Raw genomic sequence first — 21,353 nt, forward strand, 5'->3', positions numbered from 1 at the left:
CCTCAACTCTCGTCACAGAGTTAAACCCTATCCCCTTTCGTAGCTTGGCACCCAAATGTGCGCGGCATTCTTCATAACGTAGAGGATTGAGCTGGCCCCCTCTCGCATAATGTAAGTTAAAAACGCTGTTAGGCGATGATCTCTAAACTCCAAAATGTATTGTTTCCCCATAAAATTCGCGTTACGCTACATGCCCCTGAGCTTGCTCTATAGGGCTGCGCCGATCTGCTGTTGGATTTATTGGATTTTGAGTTATCTGGAAAACACACATGAAGGAAGTTGTTGCCCGCTTTGCATCCCTATCGCCCGCAAAGCAGGCTCTTTTACAAAAGGCACAAAAAGCTACCGGCTCCATCGGCCTGAAGGAAGAACCGATCCCCCCCCGGTCTGCCGGCGAAGCGCATCCCCCGCTGTCTTTTGCTCAACAGCGCTTGTGGTTCTTAGACCAGCTGGAAGGACCTAGCGCCACTTACAACATGCCTAACGCCGTCCGTTTGGATGGCCGCCTTGATCTGTCCGCTTTCGAAGCTGTCTTCCAGGAAATCGTCCGCCGCCATGAAGTGTTGCGAACTAATTTCATCCAACAAAATAGCCGCCCGGTACAGCTTATCCATGCCGAGATTGATTGCCGCATTCCAGTCGTTGACTTGCAAAACCTGCCTGAGGCGCAGCGGGAAAGCGCATTCGACCGGTTGGCGGAGCAGGAAGCGAGACGCCCTTTCGATCTGGCCCAGGACCGGCTGCTACGCCTGAGCCTGGTCCGTCTGGCGGCTGATCGACACATCCTGCTGATCAACATCCACCACATCGTTTCCGACGGCTGGTCGAACGGCAATGTACTGCTGCGCGAAGTCTTGGCCTTATACGAGGCGTTCTCTGAGGATAAGCCCTCGCCGCTGACTCCGCTGCCCATCCAATACGCCGACTTCGCCTGCTGGCAGCGCGAATGGTTAAGCGGCCCACGATTGGACAACCAAATCGCCTACTGGCAAAAACAACTGTCCGGCATTCCGGCTCTGCTGGAACTGCCTACGGATCGGCCGCGCCCGCCGATACAAACTTTTACCGGCAGCACCCGCTATTTTACCCTTGAGACCGAGTTACTGACGCAGCTTAAAGCCCTGAGCCAAGCCGCCGGCGCCACCTTGTTCATGACCCTGCAAGCCGGTTTCGCCGCGCTGCTGGCCCGTTACAGCCGCCAAGAAACTGTGGTAGTCGGTTCGCCGATCGCCAACCGTAATCGTAAAGAGCTGGAACCCCTGATGGGCTTTTTCGTCAATACGCTGGTGCTGCGTACTGAATTTACAGACAGCCTCACCGGGCATGAGTTACTGGCTCAAGTGCGTCACACCTGTCTGGAAGCCTACCGCCATCAGGATGTACCGTTCGAGCGTTTGGTCGAAGCCATTAAACCTGAGCGCAACTTGAGCTTCTCCACGTTATTCCAGGTCATGTTCATTCTGCAAAACCAGAACGAACAAACAGCCGACCTGCATATCGGCGACTTGCGCATGTCCACCATCCCCCAAGCGGCGGCCTCGTCGATGTTCGACATGACCCTCAAACTGGAGGAGCAGAACGGAGCATTGCTGGGAGAATTCGAATACAACACCGACCTGTTCGATGCGGCCACTATCGAGCGCTTCGTCGCCCACTTCCGCACGCTGCTGACCGGCATCGCCACTCATCCCGATTGTCCGGTGGCGCAACTTCCGCTGCTGGATCAAACCGGACGCCAACAACTGCTGCTAGACTGGAACGTCACCCGACACGACTATCCGCTCGAACAAACAGTCTACCGTTTGTTCGAGCAACAGGCCCGGCAACACCCCGATCGCATCGCGTTGCTGTGGGAAGGCGAACAACTGAGCTACGGCCAATTGAATGCACGGGCCGATCTGCTGGCCGGCTACCTGTGCAAGCTGGGCGCAACGACGGAAACCCTGATCGGTCTGTGTGTTGAGCGCTCCATGGATATGGTGGTGGGTTTGCTGGGCATTATGAAGACCGGGGCAGCTTATGTACCGCTAGACCCGGCCTATCCGAAAGACCGCCTGAACGCGATGATCGCCAGTTCCGGCCTTTCGCTGTTATTGACGCAGCAAACCGCTGCATCGGCCCTGCCCGCTTGCGCTGCCCGCCTGGTTTTCCTGGACAGCGATTGGCCCGCCATTGCCGCAACGCGCCACCCCATTACCACCGGCCCGGCATGCACTGACAGCTTGGCCTATGTGATCTACACCTCCGGCTCCACCGGCCAGCCCAAAGGCGTGCAGATTTCCCACCGGGCCTTGCTCAATTTCTTGCTGAGCATGAGCAAACAACCCGGCCTCAGCGCTGATGAAACCCTGCTGGCGGTCACGACTATTTCTTTCGACATTGCCACGTTGGAGCTGTATTTGCCGCTGATCATCGGAGCGCGCATCGCTCTGGTATCACGGGAAACGGCAGCGGATGGCTTTGCGCTGCTGGAGGCAATCAACAGCTCGCAAGCGACGGTCATGCAGGCCACTCCGGCGACTTGGCGGCTGTTGTTCGCCACCGACGGGCGCGGCGCGCTACCGCTACGCCGGATTTTCTGCGGTGGCGAAGCCCTGACCGGGGAGCTCGCCGACCAGCTTTTGAACACCGGCGCAGAGGTATGGAACCTGTACGGGCCGACCGAAACCACCGTCTGGTCGACAGCCAGCCGGGTGCTGCCGCAACAAGACGGCGGCGAAATCGGCAAGAGCGCCAGCGCCTCGATCGGTCGACCGATTGCCAACACCCAGACTTACATAGTGGATAGCTTTTTCCATCCTGTCCCGGTTGGCATTCCCGGCGAACTGCACATCGGCGGAGACGGGCTAAGCCGCGGTTATCTGGGCCAAGCGGCGATGACCGCCGAACGTTTTCTGCCCGATCCTTTCGCCGCCACGCCCGGCGCTCGGGTTTACAAAACCGGGGACTTGGTACGTTTTCTCAACAGCGGCCAAATCGCCTTTTTGGGCCGGGTCGATCACCAAGTCAAGATTCGCGGTTTCCGCATTGAGCTGGGCGAAATCGAAGCGGTACTCAGCCGCCATCCGGCGGTGCGCAATGCGGTAGCGGTATGCCGGGAAGACCGCGCCGATCAGCAACAGTTGCTGGCTTACGTGGAGGCCGATCCCGACTGGCAAGAAGAAGCCCCCGATACAACCTTAGGCGATGTCCTGATTGAAAAATGGCAAACGGTTTGGGATCAAACCTATCGCACCGCGCAACCCGCTGTCGTGGATGATTTCGACACCAGCGGCTGGCTAAGCAGTTACACCGGCAAACCGATCCCCGACTCGGAAATGCAGGCCTGGGTGGACGGCACGGTCGCGCGCATTCTGGCCTTGCAACCTTCCCGTGTCATGGAAATCGGCTGCGGCACCGGCTTATTGCTGTCGCGTATTGCACCCAAGGTGCAAGCTTATGTTGGCGTGGATTTTTCCGCGGCAGTGCTGGAACGCCTGCACCAAAAAAACCAAATCTGGGGCTTAAGCGGGATACAACTGCTTCGGCGGGAAGCGGACCGGTTTTCCCCGGATGAAGCGCAAAGCTTCGATACGATCATCATCAATTCGGTTATCCAGTATTTTCCCGGCCTGGATTATCTGCTGACGGTGCTGGAAGGAGCGGTCAACTCGATCAGCGACGGCGGCCGCCTGTTTCTCGGCGATTTACGCACCCTGCCGTTACTGGAGCTTCAGCACGCCTCGGTGCAATTCCATCAAGCCGATGCCGCCTGCACCTGCGAGGAATTGAGCCGCCGCGTGGCGGGCCAAACCGAACGCGAAGAAGAACTGCTGCTGGACCCGCGTTTCTTTTCCGCGCTGCAAACCCGGCTGCCGCGCATCAGCGCCGTTGAGTTTTTCCTGAAACCCGGAACAGCTGCCAATGAAATGATTAAGTTCCGCTACGATGCGGTGCTGCGTATTGGTGCTGTAACGCCTGCGCCTAGCCTCGATACGCAAAGCCTGGATGCAGGAAAAGACGCCTTAAACTTGGAAGACTTGCGGGAAAAATTATCCGCACAGCCCGAAACCCTGCTCGTCAAAAACCTGCCGAACCGGCGTCTTTCAGAGGATGCGCGGATACTGGAATGGCTGCGTAGCGGTTCCAGTCCCGGCACAGTCGGCGAAATGCGCGCGCAGTTGCAGCATGAGCCGCCGCTGGGCGTCGATCCTGATGCACTATGCAAGCTCGGCGAATCGCTTGACTATACGGTCGCTCTCGGTTGGGCCGAAGATGAACCGCAACGGCGCTTTGACGCGGTTTTTTACCGCCATAACAACCGTAACGCCGGTCGCGGCATCGCCTTTCCGGGCAACGTCCCGGCAGATCGGCTGGAACAATACATTAACGATCCGGGCAGGAACTCTCGTACACGACTGCTGGCGGCAGAACTGCGTCGCGTCCTAGAAGACCGCTTGCCCGCCTACATGGTACCCTCGGCCATCGTTTGTTTGGATAAGCTGCCCTTGACTCCGAACGGTAAAATCGACCGCCGCGCCCTCCCCGCTCCCGACATGACCGGACTCAAAGAAGACTACGTGGCGCCGCGCAATAGCGACGAACAGCGCGTGGCCGCTATCTGGTCCGAAGTCTTGGAAGTCGAGCGCATCGGCGCCAACGACAATTTTTTCAACTTGGGCGGGCATTCCCTGTTGGCGGTGCAGGTTATCTCCAAAATCCGCGATGCTTTTTCGGTCGAGCTGCCTATCCAGGCCCTGTTCGATGCGCCCACCGTAGCGCTGTTAAGCGAACGCCTGCTTGCCGACGCAGCCAATGCGCAACCCGTGTCTGCACCGATTCAAGCACTGTCTGCGGAAGAACGGGCCGCCGCGCCATTATCCTTTGCCCAGCAACGGCTATGGTTTCTCGATAAACTCGAAGGCGCCAGCGTTACTTATCATATTTCCGGCGCGGCGCGCATGACCGGCAAGCTGAACGTTACCGTGCTGGAGCGCACCTTCAGCGAAATCGTGCGCCGTCACGAAGTATTGCGCACCCGCTTTGACGAATGCGACGGCCACCCGATGCAGATTATCGTGCCGCCGGAACCCTTCCTGTTCCGCCAAGTGTCGCTGGAGCAGTTGTCCGAATCCCTGCGCGAACAGGAAATACAACATTGGCTGGCCAGCGAAAACGAACGGCCTTTCGCCCTTGCTCACGAGCCGCTGCTGCGCGTCACGCTGCTGCGCCTGGACGAAACCAGCCACCTGCTGCTGATGACCCTGCACCATATCATTTCCGATGAATGGTCGATGGGCCTGCTGCTGCAAGAAGTGGCGGATTTGTACCGCGCCTTCGGTTTAAATCAGCCTTCGCCCTTGCCCGAATTGCCGATCCAATACGCCGATTACGCTCACTGGCAACGGCAATGGCTGTCCGGGACACTGCTCTTAACCCAGTTAAGCTACTGGGCCAAACACTTGGCCGAAGCGCCCGCCCTGCTGGATTTACCGACCGACCGGCCCCGTCCGCCGGTGCAACGCTACCGTGGCCGCAGTCAGTCGTTTAGCATTGAAGCCGGGCTCGCGAATCAACTCAAGCAACTGGGACGATCCGCCGAGGCCACGCTGTTCATGACACTGCTGGGCGGCTACGGCGTGTTGCTGGCCCGCTACGCCCGCACCACCGACTTGGTCATCGGCTCGCCGATCGCCAATCGCAACCGTACCGAACTGGAACGGCTGATCGGTTTCTTCGTCAACACCCTGCCGTTGCGGCTGGATTTATCGGGCAATCCCAGCACCCGCGAGCTATTGAGCCGGATCAGGCAAACCGCGTTGGCCGCTTACGCGCATCAGGATGTGCCTTTCGAATACATCGTCGAAGAACTCCAACCGGAACGCAACCTGAGCCACGCGCCGCTGTTCCAGGTGATGTTCGTGCTGCAAAACGCCCCGGCGCCGGATATGGCCGTGGAAGACCTGCGTTTGGAAATGCTCGATTCCGCCTCGCCTGCGGCCAAATTCGACCTGACGCTCTCGATTGAAGAAGTGGCCGGGGAACTGCGCGGCGTTATCGAATACAACACCGACCTGTTCGACGAAACAACCATCTTGCGCTTCATCGCCCATTACCGCCGTTTGCTGGCCGGTATGGCCGCAGCGCCGGACAGTCCGGTCATGGCCTTGCCGCTGTTGGATGACGCCGAACAGCGGCAAATTGTGTTCGACTGGAATGCGTCTTTCGGCCTGACGACGCCACTTACCATTCAGCAAGTCTTCGAAGCGCAGGCGGCGCAAACGCCCGATAAAATCGCCTTGGCCCATGCCGGGGCGACCCTCAGTTACGCTACATTAAACCGGCTGGCCAACCGGCTGGCTCACCAACTGCGTACCCTGGGCATAGGCCCGGATGTACCGGTCGGTCTGTGCCTGGAACCGTCGTTCGAGATGATCATCGGCTTGCTGGGCATCCTCAAAGCGGGCGGCGCCTATCTGCCGCTGCTGCCGGAGACGCCGTCGGAGCGCTTGGCCTTTATCCTGGAAGAAAGCCAAGCTCCTCTGATTTTGACCCGCGCTGAACTGACCGACGCCATAGCCGATTGCGGAACGCGGGTATTGAGCATCGACGAACTGCTGGGTAACGCCGCGCCGGAAACGAATCCCAATGGGGAAACGCATCCCGACAACCTGGCCTATATCATCTATACCTCCGGCTCTACCGGTCAGCCCAAGGGCGTACAGGTGAGCCACGGCAATCTGGCCCATTCGATACAGGCTCGGCTGAAACACTACAATGCGCCTTTCACCGGCTTGCTGCTGCTGCAACCGTTTGCTTTCGATATTGCCGGCGGCGGCATTTTCTGGAGCCTGTGCCAAGGCGGCTGCCTGTTCCTTGAACCGCGCAGCCTGGCCCAAGACCCCCGGCAATTGCTGGATCGTATCGCCCAAACCCAGGTTTCCCACCTGATCCTGCTGCCGCTGCTGTACGCGCCCTTGCTGGACTTGGCGACAACGGCGCAACTGCCAAACCTTCGCGTAGTGATTGTCGGCGGCGAGCAAATGCCCGTTGAACTGGCCTCGCGCCACAGCGCAATGGCGCCTCAAGCGGCTTTGTTCAACGAATACGGACCGACCGAAACGACCATCTGGAGCAGCGCTTTCCATGTGGAAAACGACGCGCAACACAATATTATTCCGATCGGCAAACCCACCGCCCACAGCCGTCTTTACCTGCTCGACGAACAGCTCAATCCGGTGCCGGTTGGCGTCCCCGGCGAGTTGTACATCGGCGGCGAACAGGTCAGTCGCGGCTACCTTCGCCATCCGGCCTTGACCGGCGAAAAATTCATGCCCGATCCTTTTGCAGCGGCGCCGGGCGCTCGGTTGTACCGCACCGGCGATGTCGCCCGTTATCGTAGCGACGGCAATATCGAATTCCAGGGCCGCATCGACCAGCAAGTGAAAATCCGCGGTTTCAGGATCGAGCTCGGCGAAATCGAGGCGGCGCTTAAAGACCATAGCAGCATCAACGAAGCGGCGGTCGTGGTAAACGCCCAAGGCAGCAGCAAACGCTTGGTGGCTTACTTGGTTGCCCAGCCGGGCAGCGTCGGCGACAGCGAAACCTTGCGCGCTTATCTGCAAACCAAACTGTCCGATTACATGATACCTTCGGCCTTCGTGTTTCTCGACAGCCTGCCGCTCACCGCAAACGGCAAGCTCGATCAACGGGCCTTACCCGCTCCGGAACGCGACAGCCGCGAGTCGTCCTACCTGGCCCCGCGCACGCCGACCGAAACGCTGCTCGCCACCATCTGGCAGGACGTATTGGGCTTGGCGCAGGTGGGCGTTCAGGACAATTTCTTTAGCTTGGGCGGCGATTCGATCCTGAGCATCCAGATCGTCAGCCGCGCGAATCGGGCCGGTATCGGCCTGACCGTCAAACAACTGTTCCAGCACCAAACCGTTGCCGAACTGGCGCGGGTGGCCCCGGAACGGCAAGCGGTTCATGCCGAGCAGGGAACGCTGAGCGGACCGGTGACGCTGACGCCGATTCAGACCTGGTTCTTCGAAGGTGCGTCGCCGGAACCGCAGTATTTCAATCAATCCGTCCTGCTCAAGCTGGTCGCAGGACTTAACCCGGAGCACCTGGAGCGCGCCGTACACGCACTGGTCATGCATCACGACATGCTGCGCGCCCGCTTCCATTGGCAAGAAGGGCAAGTTCGAGCCGAAATTGCCGACAACGGCGCTTTTTTGCCTTTCAGCATCCATGATTATTCCGCTCTCCCGGCCGAACAACGCGCCGCCGCGCTCTCGGCGGATGCGTTGCAACAGCAAACCAGCCTGGATCTATCCGAGGGGCCGCTGTTACGGGTGATTTTTTACCGCATGGGCGACGGCCAAGCGGACCGCTTGCTGCTGATTATTCACCATCTGGTCGTGGACGGAGTTTCCTGGCGCATTCTACTCAGCGATCTCGACACCGCCCTGAACCAATTGGGCCGCGCCGAACCGGTTGCGCTGCCCGCCAAAACCACCGCTTTCCCCTATTGGAGCGAACGACTCAAGGCCTATGCCGATTCCGAACAGGCTATCGCCGAACTGGCTTATTGGCGGGAACAATCCACCACGCCGACCCGGCGGCTACCGCTGGACACCAACGCCGACCCAAGCTGCAACACCCTGGATACCGTCGAGCATGTCACGCTGGCCTTATCGGCTGAATTAACCCAGGCGCTGCTGCTGGAAACGCCGCAAGCCTACCGCAGCCAAATCAACGATGCGCTGCTGACCGCACTGCTACGCACCTTTAGCGCCTGGACCGGCGACACCGGCCTGCGTATTGTGATGGAAGGCCACGGCCGCGAGGAATTGTTCGACGATGTGGACTTGTCCCGCACCGTCGGCTGGTTTACCAGCGGCTTCCCGCTGGTGTTGCGTTATCAAGCGGGCGAAGGGATAGGCGCTTCGCTAAAACGGGTCAAAGAAACCTTGCGCAGCATCCCCAAGCACGGCATAGGCTTCGGCATACTGCGTTATCTGAACCAGGACGCCGACATTCGCGCCGCGCTGGCTGCGGATAGCGATGCGGAAGTCAGCTTTAACTATCTAGGCCGCTTCGATCAAAATGCCGGCAGCTCGGTCTTGTTAGGCGAGGCATCGGAACCCACCGGTTCTGACCAAAGCCAAATCGGCCAACGGCGTTTTGTGCTGGAAATCAACGGCATCTTGAACGAAGGCCGCTTGCAATTGACCTGGACTTACAGCAAGCGCTTGCATAACCGGCACACCGTTGAGCGCTTGGCCGAGAGCTACTTTGCCGAGCTGGAAGCCATCATCCGGCACTGCCGCAGTGAGGAAGCGGGCGGCTACACCGCATCCGACTTTCCGCTGGCCGCCGTGGACGATCCGCTGTTAAACCGGTTGTTCGGGCAGTGGCGCACCAACGTCGAGGATGCCTATCCGCTGTCGCCGATGCAACAGGGCATGCTGTTCCACAGCCTGTACGACGATGGTTCCGGGGCTTACATCATCCAGATGACCGGCAACATGACCGGTGTGTTTCAACCCGCCGCATTTCGTCAGGCTTGGCAACGGGTGCTGGATCGCCATCCGAGTTTGCGCACAGCAATACTGGCCGAAGGCAGCGCGGACCCGCTGCAAGTGGTGATCGGCCGGGTCGATCTGCCCTGGCAAGAGCTGGATTGGCGCGGCCAGTCCGCCGCCCGGCAACAGGCAAACTGGGAGGAATTGCTACGGGCGGACCGCGCCCAAGGTTTCCGTATGGACGAAGCGCCGCTGATGCGCTGCACTTTGGCTCGGCTGGAAGAAAACAGCTGGCAATTCCTCTGGAGCCATCACCACCTGCTGACCGACGGCTGGTGCCTGCCGATCCTGATGCGGGAAGTGCTGCATTTTTACAGCGCGTTCGTTAATGGCCGCGACGCTGACCTTGCCGTCCCTCGTCCGTACCGGGATTATATCGCCTGGTTGCAACAGCAGGATTTGGCGCAGGCGGAAGCCTTCTGGCGTGAAACCTTGCAAGGTTTCAGCGCTCCGACCGGCTTTGGCGTGGATCATACCCCCAGCCCGGTCGCCATAGCGGAAACCGCCGTCTACCGGGAATGCGCATTGGAATTGGATGCCGACACCAGCCGGGCGCTGCAACAGCTCGCGCAAAGCCACAGCCTGACGCTGGGCGTATTGATCCAGGGCGCTTGGGGCGTTTTATTAAGCGCTTACAGCGGCATCAGCGATGTGTTGTTCGGCGCGACCGTCTCGGGCCGTCCGCCGCAAATTGCCGATGTCGACGCGATGGTCGGCTTGTTCATCAACACCTTGCCGGTGCGCATCCAGCTGGACCCCGCGCAATCGTTGCTCGCCTATTTCACGGAGCTGCGCGATGCGCAACTGACCCGCGACGGTTACGCCTATACGCCGTTGGTGAATATCCATGCGTGCAGCGAAATACCGGCGCGCCAGCCGTTGTTTGAAAGCATCGTCGTGTTTGAAAACTATCCGATGGACGCGTCTTTGGAAGAGCAGGCCGAACTGCTCGCCATTGCTGATTTGCAGATTCAGGAACAAACCAATTTCCCGCTCACCTTAACCGCGGCTAATGCCACGCATATCCCACTCAAAATAGCTTACGACAACGCTCGTTTCGACGAGGGCAGCGTCGCGCGCATATTGGAGCATCTCGGCAACCTGTTGACCGGCTTGGTTGCCGCGCCGCAGCAAACCATTGCACAGTGGTCGGACTGCTTGATCGGTGTAGAAGAGCGCAGAAAGCTGTTGCTCGACTTAAACCAAACCCGGATAAAACGCCCCGAACACGACATGACTTTAGCCGAACTGTTTGAGGCTCAAGTCCGGCGCACACCGTTCAGCATAGCGGCGATGTTTGCCGACCAACAGCTCAGCTATGACCGGCTGAACCGGCGGGCCAACCAAGTCGCGCACCGGCTCCGTGCGCTAGGCGTTGGGCCCGGCGTATTGGTCGCGCTGTGCATGGAACGCTCGCTGAACATGCTGGTCGGGCTGTTGGGCATCCAAAAAGCCGGCGGCGCTTATGTGCCGCTGGACCCCGGTTATCCGGCGCAACGGCTGGCCTTTATGCTGGAAGACGGCCAGGTGCCTGTCATCCTCACCCAACAGAATTTGCTGGCGACTTTGCCTGAGACCGGCGCGCAACGGGTCTGCCTGGACGAAAACGGCGGGGATGCGGCAGGTTTCAGCGAAGCCAACCCGGTTCGCCTGTCCGGGCCGGAACACTTAGCCTATGTGATCTATACCTCCGGCTCCACCGGCAAGCCCAAGGGCGTGCAGATTAGCCAAGGGGCGTTAGTCAATTTCCTGATGGCGATGGCGGAAAAGCCGGGCTTGACCGAGAGCGATATTCTGCTGGGCGTGACCACCATATCCTTCGATATTGCGGGCCTGGAGTTGTATTTGCCGCTGCTGGTCGGCGCCAAGTTGGCCTTGGTCAGCCGCGAAACCGCCACAGACGGCTACAGCCTATTGACGGAGATGCAGCGGGTTGGCGCTACGCTGATGCAGGCCACGCCCATCACTTGGCGTTTATTACTGGAAGCCGGTTGGCAAGGCGCGCCCTTACAGCGGGCATTGTGCGGCGGCGAAGGCTTCCCGCAGGATTTGGCTAGCCGCATGCGCCAGACCGGCGTCGAAGTGTGGAATCTGTACGGTCCGACCGAAACCACCATCTGGTCGTCGGCCCATCCGGTCTCAGGACAAAACCACGGCGAAGCGCACGAGTCGATCGGCCGCCCGATCGACAACACCCGCCTGTACATAGTGGATCGCGGTTACCGGCTGACGCCGATAGGCGTACCCGGCGAACTGCTGATCGGCGGCGACGGACTGGCGCAAGGTTATTTCGGCCGTCCCGGCTTGACCGCGGAAAAGTTCATCCCCGATCCTTTCGGTAACCAGCCGGGCAGCCGCGTGTACCGCACCGGCGACCAGGTCCGTTACCGCGAGGACGGCAACCTGAGCTGTCTGGGCCGTATCGACCATCAGATAAAAATTCGGGGCTTCCGCATTGAACTGGGCGAAATCGAAGCGTTGCTCAACCAGCATGCCGAGGTAAAACAGGCGGTGGTGAGCGTCTGGGAAGCGGGAGCCGACGATAAGCGGCTGATCGCCTACGTACTGGCGGAACCCGGCGCTACCTTGGACGCGGACACCTTGCGCACCGCGTTACGGGAGCAGTTGCCGGCCTACATGGTGCCTTCCGACTGGCTGTTCCCGGACAGCTTCCCGCTCACGCCGAACGGCAAGCTGGATCGCGCCGCCCTGCCCGCGCCCAACCGTCAACAACGAGCCGCGTACACAGCGCCCAGCACGCCGACCGGTGCAAAGCTGGCCGAACTGATGGCCGAGGTTTTGTCCGTGGAACGGGTCAGCGCCGACGACGATTTCTTCGATCTGGGCGGGCATTCGCTGCTGGCGGCAAAGCTGGTTACCCGCATCGCGCAGGCGTTTCAACTCAGCGTGCCGCTGCCGGTGCTGTTTCAAAAACCAACCATAGAGCAATTGGCCGACTATATCGACACCACCTTATGGGCGGCACAGCAAGGCGCGGCCCCTGAAACCACGTTACAGGATGACGAAGAGGAATTTAGACTGTGAAATCCATTGATGCACTGATGTCCCGGCTGCGCGAATTAAATATCAAACTCTGGCTGGACGGCGACCAATTAGGTTGCCGTGCGCCCAAAGGGGTTATGAACGCAGAACTGGCCGCAGAATTATCCGCGCACAAAGCCGACATCCTGCGCTATCTGCATCAAGCGGAAGCGTCAACCGCATCCCAACAAAACAGCATCCCCGCCGCCCCGCGCAATCAGCTTTTGCCGCTGTCCTTCGGCCAACAACGCTTGTGGTTTCTGGAGCAACTAGAAGGCCCTTCGGCGACCTATAACATGCCCCTCGCCATGCGCCTGGAAGGGACGCTGGGCGTGGCGGCGCTGGAAAAGGCCCTGAGCGAAATCATCCGGCGGCATGAGGCGCTGCGAGCCAACTTCAAGATAGAGGACGAACAAGCCGTCATCCGCATTCGCGAAACGGCGGAATGCCCGCTGACTGTCGTCGCGGCAAAAGAGTCAGGGACTGGAGAAGAACAACGCTGGATTCAGCAGGAAGCCCGGCGCTGTTTCGATCTCGCCAACGATCCGCTGGTGCATGCCACCCTGGTGCAATGGACCGATAGCTCGCAGCTGTTTCTACTGACCATGCACCACATCGTTTCCGACGGCTGGTCCTTAGGTATTTTCCTCCGTGAATTGGCCGCCCTCTACGAGGCATTCAGCAACGGCTTACCGTCGCCGCTGCCGGAGCTGTCTATCCAGTACGCCGATTATGCCCACTGGCAACGCCAACGCTTGCAAGGCAAGGTCCTTGACCAACTGCTCGATTATTGGCGCCAGCAGTTGTCCGGTGCGCCGGAACTGCTGGCGTTGCCGACCGACCGGCCCAGGCCGCCGATCCAAACCTATCATGGCCGCAGCCTGAACGCTAAGCTGGACGCCGATTTAAGCAAACGTCTGCAAACCCTGAGCCAAACGACGGGCGGCACCTTGTTTATGACCCTGTTGTCCGGTTTCGCGCTGCTGCTGTCCCGCTACAGCGGCCAGGAAGACATCGTTATCGGTACCCCGGTCGCCAATCGCAACCATACCGATATTGAGCCGCTGATCGGCTTATTCATCAATACCCTCGCGCTGCGCCTGGACCTGTCGGGCAATCCGTCCGCGCAGGAACTGCTGGCAAAAGTACGAAACACCTGCTTGGAGGCTTATGAACACCAGGACGTGCCCTTCGAACAACTGGTCGAGGAGTTAAAACCGCCGCGCAGTCTCAGCTACGCGCCGCTGTTCCAAGTGTCGTTCGATCTGCAAAATACCTCGATGGATGCGATCGTCATGCCCGGCCTGAGTCTCTGTCCGGTGGAACAGGAAGCGGTGGCGGCCAAATTCGACCTGAGCCTATCCGTGGAGGAAACCGCTACAGAACTGTTGACGGTGTGGAATTACAATCCCGACCTGTTCGATGAGGCCACCATCGTGCGCATGATGAACCATTACCGCATGCTGCTGGAGGGCATGGTTGCCGAACAGGCTGCTTGCCTAGGCGAATTGCCATTATTGGATGAGCGGGAACGCCAACAAATCTTGTATGCCGCCAACGCCACCGCACAAAGTTACCCTGCTGCGCACAGTTTTCTCGACTTGTTCGAGGCGCAAGCGCAGGCAACGCCGGACCGTATTGCACTGAGTTTTGCCGATCAGTCGCTCAGCTACCGGCAATTGTATCGACGCGTCCGGCAGCTGGCCTCCGCGTTACAGATGCTGGGAGTCGGCCCCGAAGTGCTGGTCGCCCTGTGCGTGGAACGCTCCGTGGACATGGTCGTCGGCCTGTTGGGCATCATGCGGGCGGGCGGCGCTTATATTCCGCTGGATCCCGGCTATCCGCCGGAACGACTAGCCTGTGTTCTCGACGATGCGCGTCCCTTGCTGTTGCTTACGCAGGAACGGCTGGAAGCCGCTCTACCGGCAAGCGGCGCACGAGTGATTTGTCTGGACCGCGACCGGGAAATGTTGGCGGACTTGGCGCAGCAAAACCCGCACGGCCCGGTGCCGCCCGCCGGATCAAACGCCGCCTACGTGATTTTTACCTCCGGTTCTACCGGCAGGCCCAAAGGCGTTCAAATCCAGCATCGGGCGCTGCTGAACTTCCTCGTCTCGATGCAGCGCGAACCCGGCCTAAGCGAGCAGAACGCACTGCTGGCGGTAACCACCATATCGTTCGATATTGCCGCACTGGAAATCTATCTGCCGCTGATTAGCGGCGCGCATTTGGTATTGGCCGACCGCGAAACCGCGCTGGACGGCAGGCAATTGCAAGCGACCCTGCAAAGCCATCGCATTACCCATATGCAGGCCACCCCGGCCACTTGGCGGGTATTGCTCGAATCGGATTGGCAGCCGCGCACACCGTTCTGTGTGCTGTGCGGCGGCGAAGCCCTGCCGGTGGATCTGGCCAGGCAACTGCTGCAAAAAGGCGTACGCCTGTGGAATCTTTACGGCCCCACCGAAACCACAATTTGGTCGTCGGCTCGCGAAGTGGTATCAGCCGATCCAAGCAAAGAGGGCGTCGAAGCGATTGGCCGCCCGATACAAAACACCCAGATCTACATTCTGGACAAATACAATCACCCGCTGCCGATAGGCGTTGCCGGCGAACTGCACATCGGCGGCGACGGCCTGGCGCGCGGCTACCTCTACCGGCCCGACCTGACCGCCGACAGCTATCGGCCCGACGCGTTTTCAGACCGGGCCGGAGCGCGCCTGTACCGCACCGGCGACCTCGCCCGTCGCTTGGCCGACGGGACCATCGACTTTTTGGGCCGCATCGACCATCAGGTCAAAATCCGCGGCTATCGCATTGAGCTGGGCGACATCGAAGCAGCGCTACGCCAACAACCGGGCATCAAACAAGCCATCGTCCTGGCGCGCGAAGACCTACCCGGCGACAAACGTCTGGTCGCCTATTTGCTGGCCACGATAGAACCGGCTCCCAGCACCGATGAACTGCGCACCCGCCTGAAAACAGGCCTTCCAGACTATATGCTGCCCGCTGCGTTTGTCTTTCTGGACGCGATGCCGCTAACGCCCAACGGCAAGGTCAACCGCAACGCGCTGCCTGCCCCGGACTTGGCCCGGCCGGAATTGAACGCGGGCTTTGCCGCACCGCGCAACGAACTGGAAAACAGCATTGCCGAAATTTGGCGGCAGGCGTTACGGCTGGAACACGTCGGCATCGACGATAATTTTTTCGATCTGGGCGGCCACTCGCTACTGCTCACCCGCGTCTATGAGTCTTTACGCAAGCAGGTCAGCGAACCGTTTGCGCTGATTACCTTGTTTCAGCACCCGACCATCCGCAGCCTCGCAGCCCGGCTCGCTCAAGACGAAATACCGACTCCGATCCGCATCAGGGCCAATACGTCACGCAACGCCGATTCCAGCGACGAAATCGCCATCATCGGCTTGACCGGCCGCTTTCCGGGCGCGGACGATTTAGAGACTTTCTGGGACAACCTGCGTGAAGGGCGCGAATCGATCCGCTTTTTCACCGACGAGGAACTGCTCGATTCCGGCATCGAAGCCGAATTAATCGCCCTGCCCAATTACGTGCGCGCCAACGGCATGCTGTCCGATGTCGCCGGTTTCGATGCGGCTTTCTTCGGCTATACGCCGACCGAAGCCGAAATCATCGATCCCCAACACCGGCTGTTTTTGGAAAATGCGTGGCATACGCTGGAACATGCCGGTTACGGTGCGTACACCCGCGATACCGCCATCGGCGTTTTTGCCGGTTGCAGCCATAACGGCTATTTGCTCCGCAATTTGATGCCCCATTTATACACCAGCGACGCCCACTCCATTTATCAAGTCATGCTCGGGAGCGACAAGGACTTTTTATCCACTCGCGTCTCTTATGCGCTGGATTTAACAGGCCCGAGCGTCAGCGTCCAGACCGCCTGTTCCACCTCGCTGGTTGCCATCCACATGGCTTGCCGCAGCCTGCTGGACGGCGAGTGCGACATGGCCTTGGCGGGCGGCGTGGGTTTAAAGATTCCGCAAAAATCCGGCTATGTGCATCAGGAGGGCATGATTAACTCGCCCGACGGCCGCTGCCGCGCTTTCGACGCGGGCGCCAACGGCACCACCTGGGGCAGCGGCCTAGGGATTGTGCTGTTGAAGCCGCTGCATGCGGCCTTGGCCGACCGCGACACGATTCATGCGGTCATTAAAGCGTCGGCCATCAATAACGATGGCGCGCTTAAAATCGGTTATACCGCTCCCGGCGTCGAAGGCCAGGCGGAAGTCGTCGCCAATGCCCAAGCGCGGGCCAAAGTGGCCCCGGACAGCATTTCCTATATCGAAACCCACGGCACCGGTACGCATTTGGGCGACCTGATCGAAATCGCCGCGCTCACCCAAGCGTTTCGTGCGGGAACCGACAAAAACCGGTTTTGTGCGCTGGGTGCGGTAAAAACCAACATCGGCCATTTGGATGCCGCAGCGGGAGTCGCCGGTCTTTGCAAAACCGTGCTCGCCCTCCAACACCGGCAAATTCCGCCGACGCTTCATTTTGAACGGCCCAACCCGGAAATCGATTTCGAAAACAGCCCGTTTTACGTCAATGACCGGCTGCGCGACTGGCCCAGCAATGGCGCACCCCGGCGCGCAGGCGTCAGTTCGTTCGGCATCGGCGGCACCAATGCCCATTTGATCGTCGAAGAAGCGCCCGAACCTTCGGCCTCATTATCGGCCCGACCCTGGCAGGTGCTGGTTCTTTCGGCCCGCAGCCATAACGCCGTAGACAACCTGCGGACCAGTCTGGTCGCTCATTTGCAAGAACACGCTGACCTTAACCTGGCCGATGCGGCTTATACGCTAGGCCTGGGGCGTCGGCAGTTCGCCCACCGCATTGCCGTGGTTTGCCGCGACCGGCAAGATGCGGTCACTGCGCTCCAGACCCCTGAGCGCTACAGGTTGGGGCATATCCCCAAGACCCAAACGGAAGACCGCAGCGTCGCCTTCCTGTTTCCGGGCCAAGGCAGCCAATATGTCGCTATGGGTGCCGATCTTTACCGCACCGAACCGGTGTTTCGCGAACACATCGATTACTGCGCCGAACGGCTAATCGACGAGTTGGGGCTGGATCTGCGGCACATCCTCTATCCCGCAGCGGATAACGCGGAGCAAGCCGCGATCCAATTGGAACAAACCTGGCTGACCCAACCGGCCTTGTTCGTTACCGAATATGCGTTAGCCAGACTTTGGATGTCATGGGGCGTAAAGCCCGGCGCAATGATCGGACACAGCCTGGGAGAATACGTGGCCGCCTGTTTAGCCGATGTATTCGACCTGGACACCGCCCTGATCTTGGTCGCCCGCAGAGGCCGTGCGATCTGGGAACAGCCGCAGGGCGCCATGCTGGCCGTTTCCCTGCCGGTCGATAAAATACCGGCTTTACTGGGGGACGATCTGTCCTTGGCGGCGATTAACGCGGCCGAAGCCTGCGTAGTCTCCGGGCCGTTCCCGGCGATCGAGGCGCTGGAGATCCGGCTGTCAAACAGCGGCATCGCTTGCCGCCGATTGCACACCTCGCACGCTTTCCACTCAAGCATGATGGAACCGGCAGTAGCCGCTTTCGCCGAAGCTTTAGACTCATTGGTGCTGAAACCGCCGCGACTGCCCTTTATTTCCAACCTGACCGGCACTTGGATAAGCTCCGAACAAGCGACCGATCCGGGCTATTGGGCACGGCATTTACGCTTGGCGGTCAATTTCGAAGCAGGCATCGGTACGCTGTTATCCGAACCGGATCGGGTGCTATTGGAAGTCGGCCCCGGCACCATTTTAAGCAACCTGGCTCGACGCCATCCATTGGCCGGGAATACCCGTTGCGTGTTCACGTCGCTGCAACAGCCCAATACAGCAGAAACGCAGAACATGCTGGATAGCCTGGGACGATTATGGTGTGCCGGAGTTAGTATCGATTGGCCCGCTTATTACGCCCACGAACAACTCGGCCGTATCCCGCTGCCCGTTTATCCTTTTGAAAGGCAGCGCTATTGGATCGACGCGCCCGCCGGGGATGCTCTACCCCTTATGCAAAATCTGCAGAAAAAGCGCCCGCTGGATGAGTGGTTTTATCTGCCCGGTTGGAAACCGACACTGACGCCCCGTGCATTGCACAACGACGATTTCACCGAGCAGTCGCTTTGGCTGGTGTTTAGCGATGAGTCCGCCCTCAGTCGGCAATTCATCGCCAAGCTGCAACAAGCGGGACAGGATGTCATTACGGTTTGCCAAGGTGAAGCTTATGAACAAAACGGGGCCGACTATCGTATCAATCCCGTTTCGCCCGACGACTATGCAACCGTGATCCAGTCGATCGGCGACCGGCCTGTTCATAAAATCCTGCATTTCTGGAGCCTTAGCGCCACCGATACATCGGGGCCGGAAGTTTTTGAACAGGCGCAGCAAAACGGCTATTACAGCCTGTTATTTTTGGGACGCGCCCTGGCTAAACAATCGCAAAGCGGCAAAACCAGCATCACCGTCATTTCCAATCATCTGCACGATGTGAACGGACTCGGAGAAAGCATCCCGGAAAAAACGACGCTACTCGGCCCATGTTTGGTCATGCCCCAGGAAATGCCGCGCATAACTTGCCGTTGCCTTGATGTTGTGCTTCCTGTGGCAAACGCTAACGGTACAGCCGATTTGGTTAACCTGCTGCTGGCGGAATTGGAGAATGGGGCTAGCGATCCATGGGTCGCTTACCGAGGCAGCCGACGGCTGGTTCCCGGCTTTGAGCGTGTACCGCTTAGCGCCGCAGCCGACAGCGTCCGGCAGCTTCGCCGACATGGGGTCTACCTGATCACCGGGGGCCTCGGCAATGTCGGCCTGTTACTCGCCAAATTCCTGGCCGAAACCGCTCAGGCGCGGCTGATACTGCTTGGCCGTTCATTCTTTCCGGCCCGTTCCCAATGGGATGACTGGCTGCAAAGCCACCCCGCCGACGACGAACTCAGTGTTAAAATTCGCGCCATTCAACACTTGGAAACCTTGGGCGCGAAAGTGCTGCTGATTCAAGCCGATGTCGCCGACGAAAAGTCTATGCAGGCTGCGCTAGCCCAGGCCCATGACCAGTTCGGCGCATTGCACGGCGTTATCCATGCGGCGGGCAGGCTGAACGATGCCTCTTTCGTCAGCGCATTCACCGACATCGGCAGACGCGAATCGCAAGTTCAATTCGGCCCTAAAATTCACGGTTTGTATGTCTTGGAAAAACTATTACGCGAACAACACCTGGATTTCTGCCTGCTGATTTCCTCGACCGCAGCCGTATTGGGCGGGGTGGGATTTGCCGCCTATAGTGCCGCCAACCTTTTCGTTGACGCTTTCGCCGTCAGGCAAAACCGTGCCGGCGGCACGCCCTGGCTATCGACCAATTGGGATGCCTGGCTGTTTGCCGACACGCCTGCATCGGAAGCGTTGTCCATGCAACCAAAAGAGTCCGTGGAAGCCTTTCGACGGGTTATCTCCCAAGTTTTTTCCGGCAGAATCATCATCGCCACCGGCGATTTGCAAACGCGATTCAAACAATGGGTTGGCCTTGAAAAGCGGCTGGAAAAACCGGCGTCGGATAGCCTATACACGCGCCCTGAACTGTCCAGCGCCTATGCTGCGCCAACCAGCAACAGCGAAAACCAACTGGCGGAGCTTTGGCAGGATCTGTTGGGATTTGCCGATGTCGGCATTTACGATGACTTTTTCGAATTAGGCGGCGATTCGATGCTTGCTATCCGCTTAATCAGCGGAATAAAAGAAAAATTCGGCAGGCAACTGCCCCTGACCTCGCTTTTGGATAAGCCGACCATTCACCAGATAGCCGAGGCGTTGGATCGGCCGGAAGAAACACTTACCTTCTCGCCGCTGGTCGTCATTCAATCCAAAGGTTCGCTCCCGCCTTTTTTCTGCGTTCCCGGCACCGGCGGCAGCGTGCTGTATTTTAATGAATTAGCGCGGTGTTTGGCAGAATACGACCGCCCCTTCTACGGACTGCAAGCGCTGGGACTGGATGGATTCACCCCGCCGCTGACACGGATAGAGGACATTGCCGCCCTGAATATCGGCGCGCTGCAAAAAGTTCAGGCTCAAGGACCTTATTATCTGGGTGGGCATTCTTTCGGCAGTTGGGTCGCGTTGGAAATGGCGCAACAATTACAGAAAGCCGGGCACGAAGTTGCGCTGGTGACCATTCTGGATACCGGCGCGCCCTCGGAAAGAGACCTCTCGGCTATCGGCGGCTGGGACGACAGCCGCTGGTTAGTCGCTGTTGCCGATACGTTAGGGCATTTGTACGAAAAACCCCTGTCGTTAAGCTACGAGGAACTCGTCGATCTTCCATGGAGCGAACAAATCGATCTGTTAGCCAGCCGACTGAGTACTCGGGGCGTTACCGAGCAAGGCACCGCTTCCACTGAAATCCGCGGCTTCATCGAAGTATACAAAACCCAGGCGCGAATTCATTATCGTCCAGACCCCGATTGTCCTGTCAACATAGCGTTATTCCGCGCCCGCGAGCCGCTGGCCGATTTCCTGGATGGGATGCCGGAATACCTGAAAAACGATGAAACCTGGGGCTGGCGACAATGCAGTAAAGGAGTGCCGGTAATGGAGTATATTCCGGGCGACCACCTGACCATGGTTACCCAGCCCCATGTTCGCCGGCTTGCACAGCGTTTACACCTTGCGCTGTCTTTGGCGCGAGGTGATTAAACTACGT

Annotated in this window: 2 protein-coding genes; both read left to right on the forward strand. The window is 59.2% G+C overall.

What is annotated here, in order from left to right:
• Nucleotides 1-269 precede the first annotated feature (269 nt).
• The gene (locus METTU_RS16290) at nt 270-12,614 is read left to right on the forward strand and encodes a non-ribosomal peptide synthetase (protein ID WP_006892889.1); all 12,345 of its coding nucleotides are present in this window, start codon (nt 270-272) and stop codon (nt 12,612-12,614) included.
• A complete protein-coding gene (locus METTU_RS16295; protein WP_006892891.1) occupies nt 12,611-21,346 on the forward strand; it encodes a hybrid non-ribosomal peptide synthetase/type I polyketide synthase in 8,736 nt (2,911 codons plus the stop codon). Before METTU_RS16290 ends, METTU_RS16295 begins: the two co-directional genes overlap by 4 nt.
• Nucleotides 21,347-21,353 lie beyond the last annotated feature (7 nt).

The organism is Methylobacter tundripaludum SV96, from assembly GCF_000190755.2.
Lineage (GTDB): Bacteria > Pseudomonadota > Gammaproteobacteria > Methylococcales > Methylomonadaceae > Methylobacter_A > Methylobacter_A tundripaludum.

Excerpts from the sequence above, each read along its gene's own strand:
- METTU_RS16290 (WP_006892889.1), top strand. The coding sequence starts at position 270 with ATGAAGGAAGTTGTTGCCCGCTTTGCATCCCTATCGCCCGCAAAGCAG.